The sequence below is a fragment of the Vibrio sp. 1167 genome, assembly GCF_033340375.1.
Classification (GTDB): domain Bacteria; phylum Pseudomonadota; class Gammaproteobacteria; order Enterobacterales; family Vibrionaceae; genus Vibrio; species Vibrio alginolyticus.
The window spans coordinates 1-19,867 of the sequence record NZ_JAWOWK010000008.1; the positions used below are offsets into that span (position 1 = coordinate 1).

The following is a 19,867-nucleotide window of genomic DNA, read 5'->3' on the forward strand; positions in this document are numbered from 1 at the left end:
GGTAGTTGTCGTTTGGCGTGTAAGTGACGCTGCCATCCGGGTTGACCGAGACCGTGCCGTTAGCTGGACCGTTATTGGTATCCAGCGACACCACTTTGTCGTCGCCTTCGAACGTGTCGTTATCTAAGACCTTAATGATGGTTGGCGTATCTTCCACAACCGTCGCTTTATCTGCCACGATATCCGCCACTGGCGCTACTGTGAAGTTCACCGTTTGGCTAACGCTCTCGCCGCTTGGATCGGTAGCCGTAAACGTCAGCGCTTCTGAGCCGTTCCAGTCTGCCGTTGGAGTGAACGTAGCAATGCCATTGACGATCGCCACTTGAATGTTGCTGTTGCCAGAGACACTAAACGTTAACTCACCATCAACGTTATCCACGTCGCTGAAAGCGGTATTTAGATCGATGGTGTATGGCGTAAAATCTTCCGTCAAGGTTTGGTCTGCAATGTTGCTTTCAACCACAGGCGTGTCGTTCACCGCATTCACGGTGACGTTGACCGTGGCTTGGTCAGTCAGTGAACCATCGGTCACGGTGTAAGTGATTTCAGCGTCACCATGGAAGTTCTCAGCCGGTGTGAACACCAACTTGCCGTCAACAATTTCAACTGTACCTTGGTCACTCGGCACAGACGCCGAATCAATGCTTAACGTATCACCATCGATGTCAGTATCGTTTGGCAGAACATCAATCGTCACTGGCGTGTCTTCGTCAGTAACGGCATTGTCATTGGTCGCCACTGGCGCGTCGTTCACTGGTGTGACATCGACGTTCACCGTGGTGGATTCACTGACGCCCCCAGACGTAACGATGTAGGTAAAGCTGTCTGTACCGTGGTAGTTGTCGTTTGGCGTGTAGGTTACGCTGCCATCTGGGTTGACCGAGACCGTGCCGTTCGCTGGACCGTTATTGGTATCCAGCGACACCACTTTATCGTCGCCTTCAAACGTATCGTTATCTAAGACCTTGATGATGGTTGGCGTGTCTTCCATGACCGTTGCTTTATCTGCCACGATGTCCGCCACAGGCGCCACTGTGAAGTTCACCGTTTGGCTAACGCTTTCGCCGCTTGGATCGGTAGCCGTAAAGGTTAGGATTTCTGAGCCGTTCCAGTCTGCCGTTGGGCTAATGGTCGCGATGCCATTTTCAATCGACACCAACACGTTGCTGTTGCCAGAGACGCTAAACGTTAACTCGCCATCCACGTTATCCACATCGCTGAAAGCGGTATTTAGATCGATGCTGTATGGCGTAAAGTCTTCTGCCAGGGTTTGGTCTGCGATGTTGCTCTCAACCACAGGCGTGTCATTCACCGCATTCACGGTGACGTTGACCGTCGCTTGGTCAGTCAGCGAACCATCGGTGATGGTGTAAGTGATTTCAGCGTCACCATTGAAGTTCTCAGCTGGTGTGAAGACCAATTTGCCATCAACAATCTCAACTGTCCCTTGGTCACTCGGCACAGACGCCGATTGGATAGACAGCGTATCGCCATCAATATCGGTGTCGTTTGGTAGGACATCAATCGTGACAGCGGTATCTTCTTGTGTTGTTGCCGCGTCATCTTTTGCCGCTGGCGCATCATTGACTGGCGTCACATCGACGTTCACCGTGGTGGACTCTGATACCCCACCCGACGTAACGATGTACGTGAAGCTGTCTGTACCGTGGTAGTTGTCGTTCGGCGTGTAGGTCACGCTGCCGTCCGGGTTGACCGAGACCGTGCCGTTGGCTGGACCGTTATTGGTATCCAGCGACACCACTTTGTCGTCGCCTTCGAACGTGTCGTTATCTAAGACCTTGATGATGGTCGGCGTGTCTTCCACGACCGTCGCTTTGTCTGCCACGATGTCCGCCACAGGCGCTACTGTGAAGTTCACCGTTTGGCTAACGCTGTGGCCGCTTGGATCGGTGGCGGTAAAGGTTAGGGTTTCTGAGCCATTCCAGTCTGCGGTTGGAGTGAACGTAGCAATGCCATTGACGATCGCCACTTGAATGTTGCTATTACCAGAGACGCTGAAGCTCAGCTCGCCATCAACATTATCCACATCGCTGAAAGCGGTATTTAGATCGATGCTGTATGGCGTAAAGTCTTCCGCCAAGGCTTGGTCTGCAATGCTGCTTTCAACCACAGGCGCGTCGTTCACCGCATTCACGGTGACGTTGACCGTCGCTTGGTCAGTCAGCGCACCATCGGTGACGGTGTAAGTGATTTCAGCATCGCCATGGAAGTTCTCAGCCGGTGTGAAGACCAGTTTTCCATCAACGATCTCAACTGTACCTTGTGTTTCAGGTACGGAAGCCGATTGGATAGACAGCGTATCGCCATCAATGTCGGTGTCGTTTGGCAGGACATCAACCGTTACTGAGCTATCTTCCTCTGTAATTGTTGTATCATTAGAGGCAATAGGCGCATCGTTAACTGAGTTTACTGTTACCGAAACTTGAGCTTCATCCTCTAACTCACCATCTGTGATGGTGTAGCTAATCGTTGCATTACCGTTGAAATTTTCGGCCGGAGTGAAAACAAGCTTACCATCGATAATCTCAACGATACCTTGCTCTTCTGGTACAGAAGCAGAGGTAATGATTAAATCATCACCTTCAATATCACTGTCGTTAGCGAGCACATCAATTACAACCTGGGAATCCTCGTCAGTTTGAATCGCATCATTAGTTGCTATTGGCGCGTCATTAACAGGCGTAATATCTAAGTTAGCAGTGCCATTAATAACACCGCCATCGTTATCAATAATGTCATAGGAGAATGACACTTCAGTGTCATCATCAGCCTCTGGAATGTAAGTCCAAGATCCATCGCTGTTATCAATTAAGGTGCCATTCCCACTCTCAATAGTGACGTTTGTAATGACAAGAGTATCGGCATCATCAATATTGACATTAGATAGTAATTCTTCAGTAGTTATCGTGATTGGATCGCTATCTTCCTCAACAGCGCTTAATGTCACTGGAGAATTAGTAAGTGGCTTACTTGAGCCATCCCCACTTGTCTCGATACCTGTTGTGAAGAAGTCATTTAAGGTCAACGCTTGTGTTTCAGATAAGCCGAGGGATTCTAGGCCAATAGTTTCAAAGTTTGTTGAGGCTAGCACTTCAGTACCATCTCGTACAATCGTGGCACTATTTTGCAAACTGGAGCCACTATTTTCACCCGCTGCAGGTGCGAGTTCTTCATCAATAGCAGAAGGGTCTTGACCTTGCTCAATAGCACTAATAATCTGTGCTACATCGTCTGAAATATCTTTTAAACCTTGCTCTTGAGCAAGCTGAATTTTCAGGTCTTGAGGCGCAGCATCTGTCATTGCCACTATCACTTCACCTGGTAGAGGCTGCTGTCCTTCTGCAAGGACTCTCAGCTGCCCATCCAAACCTATTACGACGACTTGATTACCGAGTGGCACTAATGCTGTACGATCCATATAAACCTTAACCCTAAATAACTGTCAAGTTTTTGACTAACAATACTAATTTGCTATATATTGCCCGAATATATAGTGCAATAACAGCAATTTGATGCTCAATAAAGTAATTATGTGTCATACATCAATAAGAATCCAGATGCATAAGTGTTTTATTTTATTAAAATCTGGACACTCGTTTCTAGCTATTACCTCCATCTTTAATTTGAGATCTTAATTCAAGTTTTAGGCAGATTTAGTAGGTTGATTTATCAAAATTGAAACAAATGAACAGCGAATCAACAGGTTACTTCATCGCATATTAATGTTATTGTGCGCTAAATTATTGACGCCCTTATAAGTATTCCACTTATAAGCCCTATCACCTCGAGAATTTTTACCATTATCTAGGAGAATCACAGTGAAGTGGACTCGTGCCAACGCCTTTTGTATTGGTATGTTCACCGCTAGTCATGCGTTTGGGCAAACGCTAGAGCAAGCGGTTGAAAACACATTAAAAACCAATCCTGACATCAAAAGTGCGTTCAATGAATTCGTTAGCAAGCAGTATGTGAATGAAGCATCTGGTGGTGCTTACCTCCCATCCGTAGACTTAGATGCCGGTATCGGTTACGAAGGAATCAAACCCGCAGAGTCAGGGCGAGATTCAACCGATCTGACAAGAAAAGAAGCCACCGTGACACTAACCCAGCTAATATGGGATGGCTCAGCGACACTTAATGATATGGATCGAACAGCAGCTGATGCTGAATCGGTACGTTATCAACTTCTAGCTGATGCCCAAGACACCGCTCTAGAGGTCGCGAAAGTTTATTTAGACTCAGTAAAAGCTTATGAAATTCTTACACTTTCCGAGAATAACTTGAAAGTGCATAAGAAGATCTATGAAGACATTAAAAAGCGAGTTAACTCAGGTATCGGTTCTACAGCAGACCTAACCCAGGTAGAGGCTCGTTTAGCAAAGGCTCATGGTAACTTGGTGGCAGCTCAGAACAACTTATATGACAGCCACACCACCTTTACACGCCTTGTCGGACAGTCACCACAAGGATTGATTTTCCCAAGAGCGGACCAAAACTTTATTCCCTACACCATCGATGAAGCGATTGACTTGGCATTCGAGTCACATCCAGTAATCAAAATTTCGGTAGCTGATGTGGACTCTGCAAAGTTCCAATACAAGCAATCTAAGGGAACTTACTACCCAACGATATCGGTAGAAGCGGCTCAAACATGGCGTGATGATGCAAGCGGTATCGAAGGAAGCAGCGAAGAGACAACAGCAATGTTACGTATGCGTTACAACCTCTTTAACGGTGGTAGTGACGTAGCCAACGCTGAAAGTTTTGCCTACCAACTAAATAAAGCAAAAGACCTAAGAGAACGTGCATACCGCCAAGTAGAAGAAGGTCTTCGTCTATCTTGGAGTGCGTTAGATTTAACACTTCAACAAAAAGAGTTCCTAGCGGATCACGTAGATTCGGCCTCAGAAACTGTCATCGCCTACGAAAAGCAGTATCGCATTGGGAAACGCACTCTGTTGGACTTGTTAAATACTGAAAACGAACTTTTCGAAGCGAGAAAGAACTACTTGGATGCTCGATACTCAGAGCAGTACGCCAAGTACCGCGTTATGAACGCGACTGGCCAATTGTTAAATGCCTTGCGTGTCGATGTACCTACAGAATGGAATGAAAAGGTGGAGTACTGATCATGAAACCAGTGAAGATTCTATTTGCATTGGGTATGCTCGCCATCACTCAACACGTTGTTGCTGAAGACGAATATGAGTATCGTCCTGTACCAAATGCAGAACAAATAGCAGATTTGCAAGATGACGATAACGATGGTGTCATCAATGCTCGAGATATGTGCCCAGGTACACCTGAAGGCTCAGAGGTCGACAACGACGGTTGTGGAGAATACATTAAAGCATCAGATAACATGCAAGTGCGGATACTTTTTGCTAACGACTCTGATGAGATCAATCCAGTCTTCAGAAGACAAGTCCGAGAGCTTTCCGACTTTTTAAAAGAGTACCCTACTACTTCGATAGAGCTGCACGGCTATGCTAGTAAAGTTGGTGGTTCAAAGCATAACCAAGATCTTTCTGAAAGACGAGCACGCAATGTCCGTGAAGCCCTACTAAGCTACGACATCGAACCGAGTAGAGTCCGCATTGTTGGTTTTGGTGACACTCACTTAGCACAGCAAGGGACCGATGAAGTCAGCCATGCTTTAAATCGTCGAGTAACCGCATCAGTCGTTGGTTACAAAGGCGAGATAAAAAGAGAGTGGACAATATTCACAACTCTTCCAGAAAGGTAAAGTACCTGTTTTTGTTTGCTCTGCAAGCACAAAGCAAACAAAAACGAGTGAATACTGAACCTCAGAAAAGGAGCTTCGGCTCCTTTATTCTTACTCATTTCGACAACCGTATTATGCTTTAGGAATCGGCACTTTAGTGTTACTCTAGCCACGTCATAACAACGAGAGTTTTGAAATGAGCAAACTTACATCAGATATCCAAGCGAACCTTGACCTTTTTGTTGCAGAAACGAAAGAAAACCAATTGGTTTGGGGTTTACGCAATGAAGAAGGTTGGCTATCTTGCGATTCAACTGAATTCGAAAACAGCGAAGTCATGCCTTTCTGGTCTTCTAAAGAAGATGCAGAAGCACATAATGTTGAAGAATGGGCAGATTTTACTGTACTAGAAATCCCATTAGATATCTTTGTTGAAGATTGGCTTTTGACTCTTGCTGAAGATGGTGTTCTTGTTGGAACTAACTGGAACGATCAGTTAGAAGGCAAAGAAATGGAGCCTCAAGATCTAGCAAAGCTTTACATTGATTAAAGATTTCTGACCTCAACTTTATGTTGAGGTCTTTCTTTTTTATGCCTCTTCTTTCAATATCTCGACCAAGTGCATAGTTTTACTACTCTTTTTCTTAGTACACCCAACTTAATCACAACGCTGATGCGTTAAAAGCGCTATGATAACTCAACTTTAAAGGCACCTTAAATTAAAGGCTCGTTTAAACATGCGCGTGCTCTATCCCTTGCTTGCGTCACTTTTGCTCACTCCAGTATATGCAAGCGACACTCAAGATATTGAACCAAACCAAAATATCACACAGTGGCACTCTGTCTACCAAACCACACTACGAAGCAACCCTGAGTCGGCATTGAGCATGCTTCAAGATCGCTACCATACAGCGAAATCGGACAGCGAAAAGCTCTACGTAAGTGGATTGATTTATGAATATATGTCAAACATAAATCAGCCTTACTATGGCAGCAGTCAAGTCTTAGACAACCCTTTTTCTCAATTAGAATCAGAATATATTCTTGCGTTAAATGAACGTAAGCATGGTAGTTACGAGGCCTCAGTAGATAGCTTTTCTTCTTTGCGACAGACAATGAAGAAAATATCCGATTCCGAAGGCAAGGCTCTGATGAACTATCAACTTTGTTATACGCTGAATCAACAAGGTCGTTATCACAAAGCAAACTTTTATTGCTCATCCTTAGAGAGCCACTTAAATCATAAGCATCAAGAAAACTTCCCTGTTGATCTTGCTTTGCGCGTGGTAGCAAATAACTACAATTACCGCGGTGACTATGAAAAAGCCTTAAGTTTGTATCGACAGTTGATGGCCAACATGTCGACGCAAAGCGATCCTTCAGGGATTTACAATGACGTCGGCAATTTACTTGCAGAGCTGGGGCAATTTGAACAATCAGAGCAATATCTCATTCAAGCCTTACTGGTTCGCCAAGATGAAGGGACACCTCTTGAAGTTGCGCAAGTCGAACATAGTCTAGGAGCGATGTACAGAAAATCCAAAGAACTCGATAAGTCCATCAGCCACTACAAAAATGCATTAACGATTCTCGAACAACTTCATTATCCATACGGGCAAGGGTTGACCTATTTAGGGTTATCTGCTGCTTTGGCCGATTCTGGGCAATTGGATACCGCGGTAGATTACATTGGAAGAGCATTAAACATTGCCCAAACTTATGAGAATACGCACCTTGAAACAGAGGGTCATTTGGCTGCTGGATTGGCATATTTAAAGAACCATACACCCGAAAAATCGATTGAACACGGTACAATTGCGTTAAGATTAGCGGTAAAAAACGCTAGGCCCTTATTGCAAGCGCAAGCCCAATTACTCCTCTCAAAAGCATACCAAGCTCAAAATGATTACAAAAAGGCGCTGGAGCATCACAAGGCCTACTCGACGATTGAACTAACGAACCGAGACGCGAGTAATATCAAGGCGTTAGAGGCACTAGATCTCACTAAAAAAGAGTATGAATATGATCTACAAGTCGCGCAGTTGAACAACGAAACTCTTCTAAGTCAGTATCAGTTTGAAAAACTCACAGACCAACAACGCACTTATAATTTTGTTGTTTTCTGTTTATTGCTTCTCCTCGCTCTGGCATTGATGATTCAGCGACAAACACGCTTAAAAGCCAAAATAGACAGCTTAACGTGTGCATTAAACAGAGCGGCAATTATAGAGACGATTAAAAGCCAAACCTCCAAAGCGGAAGGAGACTTCCGCTACGTTCTAGCATTAATCGATCTAGATGACTTTAAGGCGATTAATGATCAGTATGGTCATCCAACTGGCGACTTAGTACTACAGCAGGTGTGCAAAGCGCTTAAAGCTAAACTTAATAAGGGAGAGTACTTGGGTCGTTTAGGTGGAGAAGAGTTTATCTTGCTATTGAAAAACGTCGATGAGATTGACGTTCCCTTTAGAATACAAAGTCTGCATAAAACAATTTCAGAAAAGAGTGTACATTCGCTTAATAACCATCAATTGAATATATCTGCGAGCCTGGCCTATCTATCAACCTCAATGCCACTCACCAACTTTGATGAGCTCTATTCGATATTAGACCAAGCGTTATACAATGCTAAGAAGCAAGGAAAAAACTCCCTTGTGGACGCATACAACGAGCCGATCAGTTTAAGTGCTGAGTATATTCTCTAATAAAGCCAAACCACCAGCGTAGTGGTTTGTTATAGGTGGAAGCATCAGTAAGCCATTCAGATGCAACACCATCATCAAGGAGTCTTTGTGCCCAGGGCAAGAAAAAACATTCAGTCTCTAGAGCGAGGTTTTCTAATCCTCGAGTTGCTCTCGATGAGTGAGTCTCCCCTATCATTACAGACGATCAGTAATGCGATCCAGTTAAATAAGACGACTGTTCACGGGTTACTTGCGACTCTACACTCTCTTGGATATGTATCCAAACACAACCATAGCTACAGCCTAGGGTTTAGATGCTATGAACTGTCTAAGCCGATTGAACAAAAAAACGAAGCTATCCGACAACATTTTGTTCCATTGCTGAAAAAAATGGCCCAAGTGACTAACAACACAGCTTACCTCGCTGTACAAAGTGGCGCTAAAGAGTACTTGTATATCGATGCTATAGAGCAGGATAACCCTCTTACTATCCGTAGCCCGAGAGGGAAACGAGAAGGGCTCACAACATCTGCGATCGGCAAAGTTTTTCTTAGTTTTGATGATGAGCTTCGTCGAACATTACGCCTTGAAAACCAAATATCCCCCACGTTAGAAACTGAACTTAATCAGGTTGTATTATCAGGTTACGCACTCGATTTAGAAGAGGCAGAGCCAAACCTCAATTGCTTAGCGATCCCCCTTTACTTGGATGGTAAAGTCGTTGCTGTTGCAGGTGTTAGCGGTGCTGCCTCCGAACTGACGGTCACTAGGCTAAAACACTTTGCCAACATCTTTCTCAAATTTTAAGATTTGACAATGTCGAATCCTAGGCCATTTTTATACTGTTTTGATTACATGCTTATACGTCGCCTCTAATATGGTCGTTGTTCAACTCAACAACGTAGGAGAAGCGATGTCTACTGTATTAATCACCGGCGCTAACCGTGGCTTAGGCTTGCAATTTGTCCGCCACTACCTTGGAAAAGGTTGGCAAGTTATCGCAACTTGTCGTTCACCAGAAAATGCTAAGCAGCTCAATGAACTAGTAACCCAATCTAATCAACTTCAACTGATGGCTCTAGACGTCACTAACCAACAAGATATCGATCAGTTAGCCACTCAATTAGCGGATCGTCCGCTCGATCATTTAATTCTTAATGCAGGTGTATTAGGCGAAGAGTGTGCAAAGCTTGGCGAAATGACCCAGAAAAAATGGCTAGAAGTACTAAACATAAATACCGTCGCACCTGCCCTGCTAATTCAAGCCCTACAAGACAACGTTGCGAAAAGTCAGCACAAAACCATCGTGGGAATCTCAACCCGAGTTGCGAGTTTAAGCGATAACAGTTCAGGTAACATGTACAGTTATCGAGCATCTAAAGCAGCGCTTAATCAGGTTCTAGTATCAGCAGCACGCAATCTCGAATCGCGAGGAGTAAAAACTGTCGCAGTTCATCCCGGCTGGGTAAAAACCGATATGGGCGGTGAGGACGCAACCTTTTCTGCCGAGGAAAGTGTTGCAGGCATTGTTTCGGTCGCAGAACAGCTAACACTTGAGCAATCCGGAAGCTTCCGCGTATTTGATGGCTCTACAATCGAATGGTAATTGATCTCTAAATGACGTCTCCCGGCCAAATTGAGGGCCGGGAGAATACAGTAAACTAATAGGCCAAAAAGATAAAAGCTCGCACTATCGTCAGACAAGCGAGCCCTTATCGTCTATGGTGTTGTACTACTGTCAAACGCTGAGGAAGTCAGCGATTGCAGAGGCGTCATTTAGGCAATGATTTCCTGTGAAACTCACTCAATCATCCCATTCAGGCGCTAGCCCTTCAGGGTTTACTTCGCGGCCATTTCTTTCCAACGCATCTATCTTTGCAATCGCCTCTTCACTCAGATTAAGTTCAAGTGCTTTCAGGTTACTTGCTAAATTCTCTCGTTTAGTTGAAGACGGGATCACCGCGTAACCTTTTGACAAAGCCCAAGCAAGCGCGACTTGAGCTGGCGTGGCCTGATAGTCCTCAGCAATACCTGCAATAGTTGGGTCCCCAAGTACTTTCCCATATGCCAAGGTCATGTAAGACGTTACCTGAATATCGTTTTCCTGCATGAAGCTGACCAACTTACGATTTTGCAAATAAGGGCTAAGCTCGATTTGGTTAGTAACAATATTCTCTTTACCGACCACTTCTATCGCTTGTTGCAACAAGTCAATATTAAAGTTGGATACGCCAATATTACGGGTTAACCCTTGCGATTTAGCTTCAAGTAATGAAGCCATGTATTCGTTCAAGTTATTGTTATTGCCAGGCCAGTGGATCAAGGTCAAATCCACATAATCTGTATTTAGCTTTTCTAAGCTCTCTTTTAGACTTGGAATGAGTTGTTCCGTGTTCATGTTATCAACCCAGATCTTGGTCGTAATGAATAGCTCATCACGTGCAATACCGGACTGTGTCAATACTTCACCGATTTCTGCCTCATTACCGTAAATCTGTGCAGTATCAATTACGCGGTAACCCACTTCTAACGCATTACGGACTGAATCCTTAACTACTTCACCCTCTAAACGAAACGTGCCGACGCCAAATGATGGTACTTTCATCTAAATCTCCTGAATTATCGATTTTATAGTTGATTCGAAGCAAAACTTTACGCCGCAAGAAACTTTCCGTAAAGTTAACAATAATCAAATCTAATTTGAAATATATTCAACAATGAAAGCTACTCTAGATGAAATGCGCACCTTTATGGCCGTGGTCGATACGGGTTCAATCAGCTCTGCGGCTGAACTGTTATCGATGACCGTCTCGGCGGTGAGTCGATCGGTATCTCGGCTAGAAGCCAAACTCGAAACGACTTTGTTAAATCGCACAACCCGTAAGTTAGATGTTACTAATGAAGGAACGATATACCTCGATAAAGTCAGACATATTGTAGAAGCAGTAGAGAATGCCGAAGCACAACTGAAAAGCCAGAAATATAAGCCCTCTGGCCTCCTACGAATAAACGCAGCTACCCCCTTCTTACTGCACGTACTAACGCCGCACATTGCTAAATATCAGAGCTTGTATCCGGAAGTCGAAATCGATCTCAATTCCAATGAGGAAAATATTAGCCTTTTGGGAACAAAAACCGATATTGCTTTTCGTATCGGTGAGCTACAAAACTCAACCATGCGCGCGATATTTCTTGGTAAAAGTCGGATTCGAATCGTCGCGAGTCCAGAGTATTTAAGACAACATGGTACTCCAACCTCAATAGATCAGTTACTCAATCACAAGCTACTTGGATTCAACAAGCCGGAGTATCTTAAGGAATGGCCGATCATGGATGATAAGAACAAACTTCTGCGTATTATGAGTAGCCTAAGATCTGATAATGGCGAGACGCTAAGATGTTTAGCCTTACATGGTGCGGGGATAGCTTGCCTGTCTGACTTTATGACCTACTCTGACCGACAAGCTGGTCGCTTAGTGGGCGTGCTTAGTGAACACACGCATAATGTCGAACAGCCAGTTCATGCGGTGTATTACAAAAATGCCAGTACCTCACGCCGGATCAGCTCTTTTATTGACTTCATCAAGCAAGAAATCAAGGTAGAGAACCACCAGTTCCTTTAAAGACCACCGCTGTTTGTGGCAAAACACTTTTGTCTTTTTGCCGCTTTTTCTCACAACAAAAATCTCATAGTGTCCTGAATATCAGGGGGGCACCTGGCCTCCTAGTACTCACAGTAATAGTCAGGCTTCATAATGCATAAAGATTTAAGTAACAGATTCACCATCGGGGTTGAGCTCCCCCTAGATAATGACTGGACCCAAGAAGGCCAGAAAAAACGGCTGCTCCAACGAAAACCGTTCGGCGTACCAGACATGAGTGCACATAAACAGCGTATTATGTTAGCCGATAAGTTAGGCTTTAACGTAGCGTGGGTAAGAGATGTCCCGTTGTACGACCCTAACTTTGGAGACGCGGCACAAATTTATGAACCGTTCAGTTATCTTGGCTATCTCTCTGCGTGCACCGACAACATTCTACTAGGGACAGCAGCGATAGTATTACCGTTAAGACAACCTTGGCTAGTGAAAAAAGCCGCTGCGACCATCAACGAGTTAAGTGGTGACCGCCTGATACTCGGTGTGGCTAGTGGAGACCGTCCTAGTGAATATCCCGTTTTTAACGCCAACTTTGACAGCCGTGGCTCGGCTTTTCGAGAAAGTGTAGAGATTTTGAAAGATACGCAAAATGATAAGCTGGGTAACGATCTACAGTTATTACCCGAGTTTGCTGATATTCCTATCTATGTCGCAGGGTTAGCGCAGCAAAGTCCACAATGGATAGGAGAAAACCTAGACGGCTGGCTCGCCTACCCAGGCACACCTGATGATCATGAACACCGCGTTGCACTTTGGCGCTCCGTAGCGGGAAACAAACCCTACGCCAGCTTTATTCATCTTGATTTAATCGATAACCCAAATGCACCAGTCGTTCGGCATCATTTTGGTATCCAGGCCGGAGTCAATGGCTTGAGCGATGAGCTAGAAAAAATGCAAGAAGCAGGAGTCAATCACATCGGGTTGCATTTCCGTCGTAATAGCCAACCAATTGATAAATCAATGGAACAGATCGCTCAGTACGTGTTGCCACGCTTTAACTAAGAGCAAATAAAAATATGTGCCACCTTACTAAGGGGTGGCACGCTAGGCTTGGCAGTTGGAAAAACAAAAGCTGCAATAACGACAAAACTCTTTTGTTAAAACAACAATAATAGTGTTATTTTAAAGTAAGTCTTGGTTGAATAAAGTCGATGAACGCGGAAATACGCTTAGAGACTGAAGAAGATTTGTAGAACACAGCATTGACCTGTTCTCGTCCAGTATTTGTGATTTTTTCCGATTCAAACAATGCCACTAACCGTCCAGAATCAAGATCATCTTTCACCATAAAGCCAGATAAACATGCAATGCCGTTCCCTGCCAGCACTAACTGTCTAACCGTTTCACCACTGCTGGATAGGATATCAGGCTCTATCATCTCAAACCCTCGTAATGGCCACTGATTTAACACTTTAGCGCCAGAAAAACCGATCAAGTTATGACTGCGCAAATCGCTCACCGCTTCAGGAAAACCTCGTTTAGATAAATAACCAGGCGTGGCAACGATAAATAGTGGGCTTGTTCCTAAAGGTTTAGCATGCAGTGTTGAATCCGATAATCGTCCAATACGTATCGCCACATCGGTTCTTTTTTCCAATAGATCCACAAAACCCTCATTAGAGGTAAGATCGAGTTGAATATCAGGATAAGCCTCTTTAAATGGCTGAATTAACGGCACGAGTTGATGTAAAACAAATGGGCTAGCGGCATCAACTCTTAAGCGCCCCTTGGGTAATTCACCTCGTGTGATGATCTCTTCTTCAGCTTGCTGTATTTGTAGTAAACCTAAGCGAACCGCTTCAACAAACTGATGCCCTTCCTCAGTAACTTCCACTCTGCGTGTCGTGCGATTCAGCAAGGTTACCCCCAACTGTGATTCAACTTTACTAACCGCACGAGATACCCTAGCGACTTGAATACCTAGTGCATCAGCAGCGGAAGAAAATCCACCACTATCCACAACTGCCATAAGAATCTCTAATTCATCTGATCGGGTTAACATTTCATCCCCTTTCCTAACTGCGCATTTCCTTCACTTATAACAAAAGTATTTTGTAATAAACACCATTTTTCGCAACGAATAACTCTTTAATAATACACGACATGGAGACGGGCTATTCGTTTATCCATTCATATTCAATGATTATAAGAGAGAGTTGTTATGCCTTTAGCTTTACTTGCATTGACGCTGAGCGCCTTTGCTATTGGAACCACGGAGTTTGTAATTGTCGGTCTGATACCGACTATGGCCTCCGACCTCAACGTATCATTACCTTCAGCGGGTCTTTTAGTTAGCCTGTACGCACTTGGTGTCGCGGTTGGTGCTCCCGTTTTAACAGCGCTGACTGGTAACTGGAAAAGAAAGTACGTTCTGCTTTCTGTTATGGCACTGTTTGTTCTTGGCAATCTGTTAGCCTGGCAAGCACCTGGATACAACACACTAGTTACAGCAAGGATACTGACCGGGCTTGCACACGGTGTGTTCTTTTCGATCGGCTCGACTATCGCCACTGGCCTAGTGTCAAAAGAAAAAGCCGCTAGCGCAATTGCTATTATGTTTACCGGTCTGACCGTAGCTCTAGTGACGGGCGTGCCACTTGGCACCTGGATTGGCCAGACATTTGGTTGGCAGGCAACCTTCCTAATCGTCGCGATCCTTGGAATCATCGCACTGATAGGAAGCGCTCTGCTAGTGCCGAGTAATCTGAAACAACCACCAGCAACCAAGCTGTCATCGCAAGTAAAAGTCTTAACTCAACCTCGTCTACTTTTGGTGTACGCAATCACCGCACTCGGTTACGGTGGTACGTTCACAGCCTTCACTTACTTGGCTCCTATTTTGGAAGAAGTTTCGGGGTTTGGCTCTAGCGCTATCAGCCTAATTATGTTGGTTTATGGTGTATCAGTCGCATTCGGCAACATCTGGGGCGGAAAGATGGCCGACTCTATGGGGCCAATCAAAGCTCTGACAGCGATTTTCTCGGGCCTAATTGTGGTATTGCTCGTGTTTAGTGTCACAGCATTTAATCCAACTTCTGCAGTAGTGACCATTCTTGTCTGGGGTGCCTTTGCCTTTGGTAACGTTCCAGGACTTCAAGTTTATGTTGTCAAACTAGCAGAGAAATATTCACCTGATGCAGTCGACGTCGCTTCTGGTCTCAACATTGCTGCATTTAACGTAGGTATTGCACTGGGTTCTTGGGGCGGTGGCCTTATCGTGGCCAATGCTGGGCTGATGCACACACCTTGGATTGGCGCGATCGTAGTATTAGGTGCTCTACTACTAACCCGTTTCAGCGGAATGCTAGACAAGCGTGGAGAGCATCACGCAACGGCACACTGATTCACGTTCCGAATCTATAAAAATCACTTAAATTAGCCCGGCATTACGTCGGGCTTTCATACAGAGTTTAAATACACCATTGACTGAGGTAGAAAGTTTATTCTACCCTTAGGTAAAACAAACGTTCTACCTGGTGTATCAAATAGTGAAAGAAAAAATCGCAGCAAGCCTAGAAAAAGCATTCAGTCAGTATGGCTTCGCCGAGCCTAGCGTACCCCAACTCAAAAACGCCTGCGAAGTCAGCCTGAGAACCCTGTACAAATACTACCCCTCCAAGGAAGCGATGATTGTTGCAGCTCTCGAGCATCGCCATCAAAGGTATTTGAGTTTTTTGCTCGAAGACGCCCCTGCCAATGGAACACCGGCTGTATTACACCTATTCACTCGCCTCGAGGATTGGATGAAGGAGTTTGCACCGAATGGCTGCATGTCCATCAATGCATTAGCAGCCTATCCAGAAAATCTATCTATTAATCAAGCAGTAAAACAACACAAATTGGCGGTTCGTCAGCTTATGGTCCAACTAAGTCAGCGAGAAGACCTCGCAACCACACTCTTCTTGTTACATGAAGGTCTATCCAACGCATGGCCGGTTCTCGGTCACGCTGCCTTTGCATCCGCTGAACACACTCTGCTAGAACTAATGAAGGAGAACAATCAATGACCACAATCCCGAAAGTCATGAAAGGCGTCCAACTTATCGGTCATGGTGGGCCAGATATGCTTCGTTACCGCGATGATCTACCTGTGCCAGTCCCCTCGCCTGATGATGTATTGATCCAAGTTGCCGCCGCCGGAGTCAATAACACCGACATCAATACCCGAACAGCATGGTATTCTAAAAATGACGCCAATAGCATGGATGCAAGTTGGTCAGGAGACGCGCTATCTCTCCCTCGAATCCAAGGTGCCGATGTATGCGGTACCATCGTCGCTGTTGGTGAGAATATCTGCCCATCACGAATCGGTCAGCGTGTGCTTATCGAACCATGTATTACGCGCTTCCACAGTCAAGCACTTAGCTCGCCTTGGTACTTCGGTTCAGAATGTGATGGTGGCTTTGCTCAGTTCACTGTTGTTGACAGTAAACATGCATATGCTGTGAATAGTAGTTTATCGGATATCGATTTGGCCTCCTTCCCTTGTTCTTATTCAACTGCCGAGAACATGCTTGTCCGCTCTAATGTCACAGCGAGCGATACCGTACTGATTTCAGGGGCATCCGGCGGTGTTGGCTCTGCCGCAATCCAACTGGCGAAGGCGCGTGGAGCATACGTCATTGCTATCGCCAGCCCAGAAAAGAAAGAACAGATCACGGCATTAGGAGCAAACCAAGTTATCCCTCGCGATGCAAATTTGCCGGCGACTCTCGGAGAAAACAGCGTTGACGTAGTGATTGATCTGGTCGCAGGAGAGCAGTGGCCACAATTTCTTCAGGTACTAAAACCAGGATCAAGATACGCTGTTTCCGGCGCCATAGGCGGTCCAATTGTCGAGCTGGATGTAAGAACTCTTTACCTTAAAGACCTAGCGTTATTTGGTTGTACCGTTTTGGCACCAGAAGTATTCGGTAACTTGGTTCGCTATATCGAACAGAACGCAATTCGCCCCTTAGTCGCGGAGTCATTTCCCTTAAACCAGATAGGTCAAGCGCAAGAAGTATTTTCACGCAAGCAACATACTGGGAAACTGGTTTTGGAAATCACATAGCTTTTCGATTAACAGCGGCCTATACAAGTCGTTGTAATTTGAGAACACTTTAAGCATCCTAAAAAGTTCTCAATACTTAGAAGATCGCTACGGTTGGCTTAGCTTGTTATCCCTTTTCATCACGCTAAGCCAGCTTGTAAAAATATGTGTGTTTGCTTCTGAGTTATAAATGTTTAATACCAACATTATCTTACTTCTGGCGTTCATGAACAGAACCGAGATCTGAACGACTTCGGTGTTAAACCTACGATCCTATTAAATATTTTCCTGAACGCGCTCACATCTTGGTAACCCACTCTAAATGATATTGCGTCAAATGTTAGGGATGTCGACTCAAGTAAATCACAAGCTTTTTGTACTCTTAAGCTTTGTATATATTGGTTAACATTGAAACCTGTCGCCTTTTTAAAGCGTCGCTGCAATGTCCTTTCTGTTAAACAACTCAACTCTGCAAGCTCTTTATTGCTCAGTTTTCCTTGATAATGATCGTTTATATAGTGCTGTAGTTGAACAATTACCTCATCACCATGTTGGAAGTTTGGAGTAAACTGTTGATAAAAGCGTTGCTCTCTCGGACCAGTATCAATAACCAACATTTTTCCTAACAGGCGCATTACTGCCGGTGACGCAAATAAGGAAACCAGCTCCAAACCTAAATCCACCCATGACATCATACCCCCAGCCGTAATGATCGTTCCTTCGTTAATAAGGATGGCTTCTTGTCTTACGTGGATATCGGGAAACTGACTCGCTAATGAAGGAGCTAAGCCCCAGTGTGTTGTACAAGACTTATTGGTCAACAACTGGGTTTGAGCAAGAATAAAAGTACCAGCGCAGGCGGAGGCTAAAATCGCACCTTTACTATATTGGACATTTAACCAGTCGAGTAGCTCTGGCTCTGGTTCTAAGTAATATTGACCAGTGCCGCTAGGCGGAATCATTACCGCTGTTTTCACATCGAAGTGCGTGTTTGACCAGTGATCCAATATCTCTACTTCAAAGTGCACATCAACGCCCAATTTAGCCGCCGCACGGTTTGCCATCTCGAAGAGTTCGCTTAAACCATATACGGAGGCTTGCGAGCTATCTGGGTAATTAACGAGTGCTATTTTCATTTATCTTCAAGTGTCGCTTTTTGACTCTTTTGTGTCATTTTAGACTCTAAAGAAGGTGGCTAAAAGTCTTTATATTATTCGTATCGCAATGATCCTGAATAAAAGGAAAAGAAAATGACTCAAAAAGCCCTACTTGTAATTGATTTGCAAAACGACTATTTCACGGAAGGAAAGTTTCCTTTATGGAATACAGAATCGACTTTAGACAATGTTAAGAGAGCAATAACTAAAGCCAATGAGCAAAACATTCCTGTGATTCATATTCAGCATATTGCCGACCCTGCCATGGGTATTGCCCCATTCTTCAATGAAGGCAGCGACGGTGCCAATATTCACCCAGAAGTTCTTGCTTTAGCGCCGAATTCCGAAATCGTGGTAAAGCACTTCGCAGATAGCTTTGAAGGAACACGTTTAGAAGAAGTATTGGCAAGCAAAAATGTAACGGAGTTACTTGTATGCGGAATGATGACACAAAACTGCGTGACACATACTGCTATCTCAAAATCTGCGGACAAGTATGATGTTTCGATCTTAATGGATAGCTGTACCACGGTCGATGAAATGATTCACAACATTGCACTTCACGCTGTCTCAACGAGAGTTCCCCTCGTAACTATTGAAGATAAGCTGTAATACACGTAAAACCTTTCGCTCACACAATGCGGGCGAAAGGTCACACATATATGCACTTTCATTGATATTTGCTTACTTTGTGTTAAACATTGGTTTCCAAATAGTTACAAGGAAACGTTTATGAAATGGATAGTCGTATTGTTTATTAGCTTATTTTCAGTTTTCAGCCATGCGAAAGAGTGGAAACAAATTCGCTTCACTGTTGAAGGGGCTTACCCCCCATTTAGCTGGACGACAAAAGAGGGAAAGCTAGAAGGGTTTGAAGTCGACCTCGCTAACGCGTTATGCAAAGAGTTAGAAGTAAAGTGCGTTATCTCAAAAATGGATTGGGATGGCATCATCCCTTCTCTCCTTAGTCGCAAGAACGATGCGATTATTGCTGCAATGACAATCACAGAAGAACGAGAAAAGAAAGTCGATTTCACCGTCCCTTATGCAAAAGTACCGACTCGTTTTGTAATGAAAAATGATAGAGAAATCAACATGGATGACGGCAGCCTAAATCGTTTATCTATTGGAGTTCAAAGAGCCACAATTGGTGATAAGTACCTTTCGGCCTTGTATCCAGATATTGATATTCGTCGTTATGGTACGTTCGATGAGGCATTTACTGATCTACTCAATGGACGGTTAGATGCTGTATTTGGCGGCTCAATCGGTTTAAGTGCTGGTTTTCTTGAAACTGCACAAGGTGAAGGCTATCACTTTACTGGACCAGCGTTTACAGAGGAAAAGTGGTTCGGCCGTGGCATTGGCGTAGCAGTGAGAAAACAAGACAAAGAATTAAAAGCATTACTCGATAGCGGAATACAAAAATTGATCCAGAGCGGTAAGCATAAAACCATCGCCAGCAAGTATTTCTCCTATAGTATTTACGAGTAACCTCTTTATCTTTTTATAGCCTGCGCGGTATAGGAAACTTCCCTTTCCCTATATGGCGACAAAAACAGAGCCCTCGAGCAATCGCCCGAGGG

At 44.5% G+C, this 19,867-nt stretch carries 17 protein-coding genes; 13 read left to right on the forward strand and 4 right to left on the reverse strand.

All coding sequences use genetic code 11. The features are described 5' to 3' along the window. Nucleotides 1-3,439, reverse strand: a 3,439-nt coding sequence (locus R7Z78_RS16800) for a tandem-95 repeat protein (RefSeq protein ID WP_212733987.1), incomplete at its 3' end; no start/stop codon positions are given. Between the two features lie 400 nt (nucleotides 3,440-3,839). Between R7Z78_RS16800 and R7Z78_RS16805 the strand changes: the two genes are divergently transcribed. From R7Z78_RS16805 to R7Z78_RS16830, 6 genes are all read left to right on the forward strand, one after another. Further along, nucleotides 3,840-5,150, forward strand: a complete 1,311-nt coding sequence (locus R7Z78_RS16805) for a TolC family outer membrane protein (RefSeq protein ID WP_017635971.1) — start codon at nucleotides 3,840-3,842, stop codon at nucleotides 5,148-5,150. Nucleotides 5,151-5,152: 2 nt separating this feature from the next. Then, nucleotides 5,153-5,767: an OmpA family protein gene (locus R7Z78_RS16810; RefSeq protein ID WP_005377354.1), complete on the forward strand. Its 615-nt coding sequence runs from the start codon at nucleotides 5,153-5,155 to the stop codon at nucleotides 5,765-5,767. 175 nt (nucleotides 5,768-5,942) lie between these two features. Continuing rightward, nucleotides 5,943-6,296 carry a DUF2750 domain-containing protein gene (locus tag R7Z78_RS16815; protein WP_005377352.1) on the forward strand — a complete coding sequence of 118 codons (354 nt, stop codon included), beginning with the start codon at nucleotides 5,943-5,945 and terminating at the stop codon, nucleotides 6,294-6,296. Between the two features lie 187 nt (nucleotides 6,297-6,483). Continuing rightward, nucleotides 6,484-8,454 (forward strand): diguanylate cyclase domain-containing protein, encoded by a 1,971-nt coding sequence (locus R7Z78_RS16820; protein WP_054730603.1) that lies wholly within the window; start codon nucleotides 6,484-6,486, stop codon nucleotides 8,452-8,454. A gap of 87 nt (nucleotides 8,455-8,541) precedes the next feature. Then, a complete protein-coding gene (locus tag R7Z78_RS16825) occupies nucleotides 8,542-9,240 on the forward strand; it encodes an IclR family transcriptional regulator (RefSeq protein WP_054730600.1) in 699 nt (232 codons plus the stop codon). Nucleotides 9,241-9,346: 106 nt separating this feature from the next. Continuing rightward, nucleotides 9,347-10,039: an SDR family oxidoreductase gene (locus R7Z78_RS16830; protein ID WP_054730597.1), complete on the forward strand. Its 693-nt coding sequence runs from the start codon at nucleotides 9,347-9,349 to the stop codon at nucleotides 10,037-10,039. A gap of 198 nt (nucleotides 10,040-10,237) precedes the next feature. Here the strand turns inward: R7Z78_RS16830 and dkgB are convergent, their stop codons facing one another. Continuing rightward, nucleotides 10,238-11,038 (reverse strand): 2,5-didehydrogluconate reductase DkgB, encoded by an 801-nt coding sequence (dkgB, locus tag R7Z78_RS16835; protein WP_053304418.1) that lies wholly within the window; start codon nucleotides 11,036-11,038, stop codon nucleotides 10,238-10,240. 112 nt (nucleotides 11,039-11,150) lie between these two features. Between dkgB and R7Z78_RS16840 the strand changes: the two genes are divergently transcribed. Together R7Z78_RS16840 and R7Z78_RS16845 are read left to right on the forward strand one after the other, a co-directional pair. After that, on the forward strand, nucleotides 11,151-12,056 hold the full coding sequence (locus R7Z78_RS16840; protein ID WP_005377343.1) for a LysR family transcriptional regulator: 906 nt from the start codon (nucleotides 11,151-11,153) through the stop codon (nucleotides 12,054-12,056). A gap of 132 nt (nucleotides 12,057-12,188) precedes the next feature. Then, nucleotides 12,189-13,094, forward strand: coding sequence for a TIGR03571 family LLM class oxidoreductase (locus R7Z78_RS16845; RefSeq protein WP_064368442.1), 906 nt, complete (start codon nucleotides 12,189-12,191; stop codon nucleotides 13,092-13,094). Nucleotides 13,095-13,209: 115 nt separating this feature from the next. Here the strand turns inward: R7Z78_RS16845 and R7Z78_RS16850 are convergent, their stop codons facing one another. After that, nucleotides 13,210-14,094 carry a LysR family transcriptional regulator gene (locus R7Z78_RS16850; RefSeq protein WP_005377338.1) on the reverse strand — a complete coding sequence of 295 codons (885 nt, stop codon included), beginning with the start codon at nucleotides 14,092-14,094 and terminating at the stop codon, nucleotides 13,210-13,212. Between the two features lie 159 nt (nucleotides 14,095-14,253). Here R7Z78_RS16850 and R7Z78_RS16855 point away from each other — a divergent pair, with 159 nt between their 5' ends. From R7Z78_RS16855 to R7Z78_RS16865, 3 genes are all read left to right on the forward strand, one after another. Continuing rightward, nucleotides 14,254-15,435, forward strand: coding sequence for an MFS transporter (locus tag R7Z78_RS16855; protein WP_104975336.1), 1,182 nt, complete (start codon nucleotides 14,254-14,256; stop codon nucleotides 15,433-15,435). A 142-nt stretch (nucleotides 15,436-15,577) separates the two neighbouring features. Then, nucleotides 15,578-16,099, forward strand: coding sequence for a TetR/AcrR family transcriptional regulator (locus R7Z78_RS16860; protein ID WP_031777252.1), 522 nt, complete (start codon nucleotides 15,578-15,580; stop codon nucleotides 16,097-16,099). After that, nucleotides 16,096-17,145 (forward strand): alcohol dehydrogenase family protein, encoded by a 1,050-nt coding sequence (locus R7Z78_RS16865; protein ID WP_054728594.1) that lies wholly within the window; start codon nucleotides 16,096-16,098, stop codon nucleotides 17,143-17,145. The genes R7Z78_RS16860 and R7Z78_RS16865 overlap by 4 nt, the downstream gene beginning before the upstream one ends. A gap of 203 nt (nucleotides 17,146-17,348) precedes the next feature. On the opposite strand, the gene R7Z78_RS16870 is transcribed toward R7Z78_RS16865, so the two are convergent. After that, nucleotides 17,349-18,260: a GlxA family transcriptional regulator gene (locus R7Z78_RS16870; protein WP_104975337.1), complete on the reverse strand. Its 912-nt coding sequence runs from the start codon at nucleotides 18,258-18,260 to the stop codon at nucleotides 17,349-17,351. A gap of 114 nt (nucleotides 18,261-18,374) precedes the next feature. On the opposite strand from R7Z78_RS16870, the gene R7Z78_RS16875 reads away from it, so the two are divergent. Next, nucleotides 18,375-18,893, forward strand: a complete 519-nt coding sequence (locus R7Z78_RS16875; protein ID WP_054579520.1) for a cysteine hydrolase family protein — start codon at nucleotides 18,375-18,377, stop codon at nucleotides 18,891-18,893. 120 nt (nucleotides 18,894-19,013) lie between these two features. Beyond that, on the forward strand, nucleotides 19,014-19,775 hold the full coding sequence (locus tag R7Z78_RS16880) for a transporter substrate-binding domain-containing protein (protein WP_005388903.1): 762 nt from the start codon (nucleotides 19,014-19,016) through the stop codon (nucleotides 19,773-19,775). The last annotated feature ends 92 nt before the right edge of the window (nucleotides 19,776-19,867 follow it).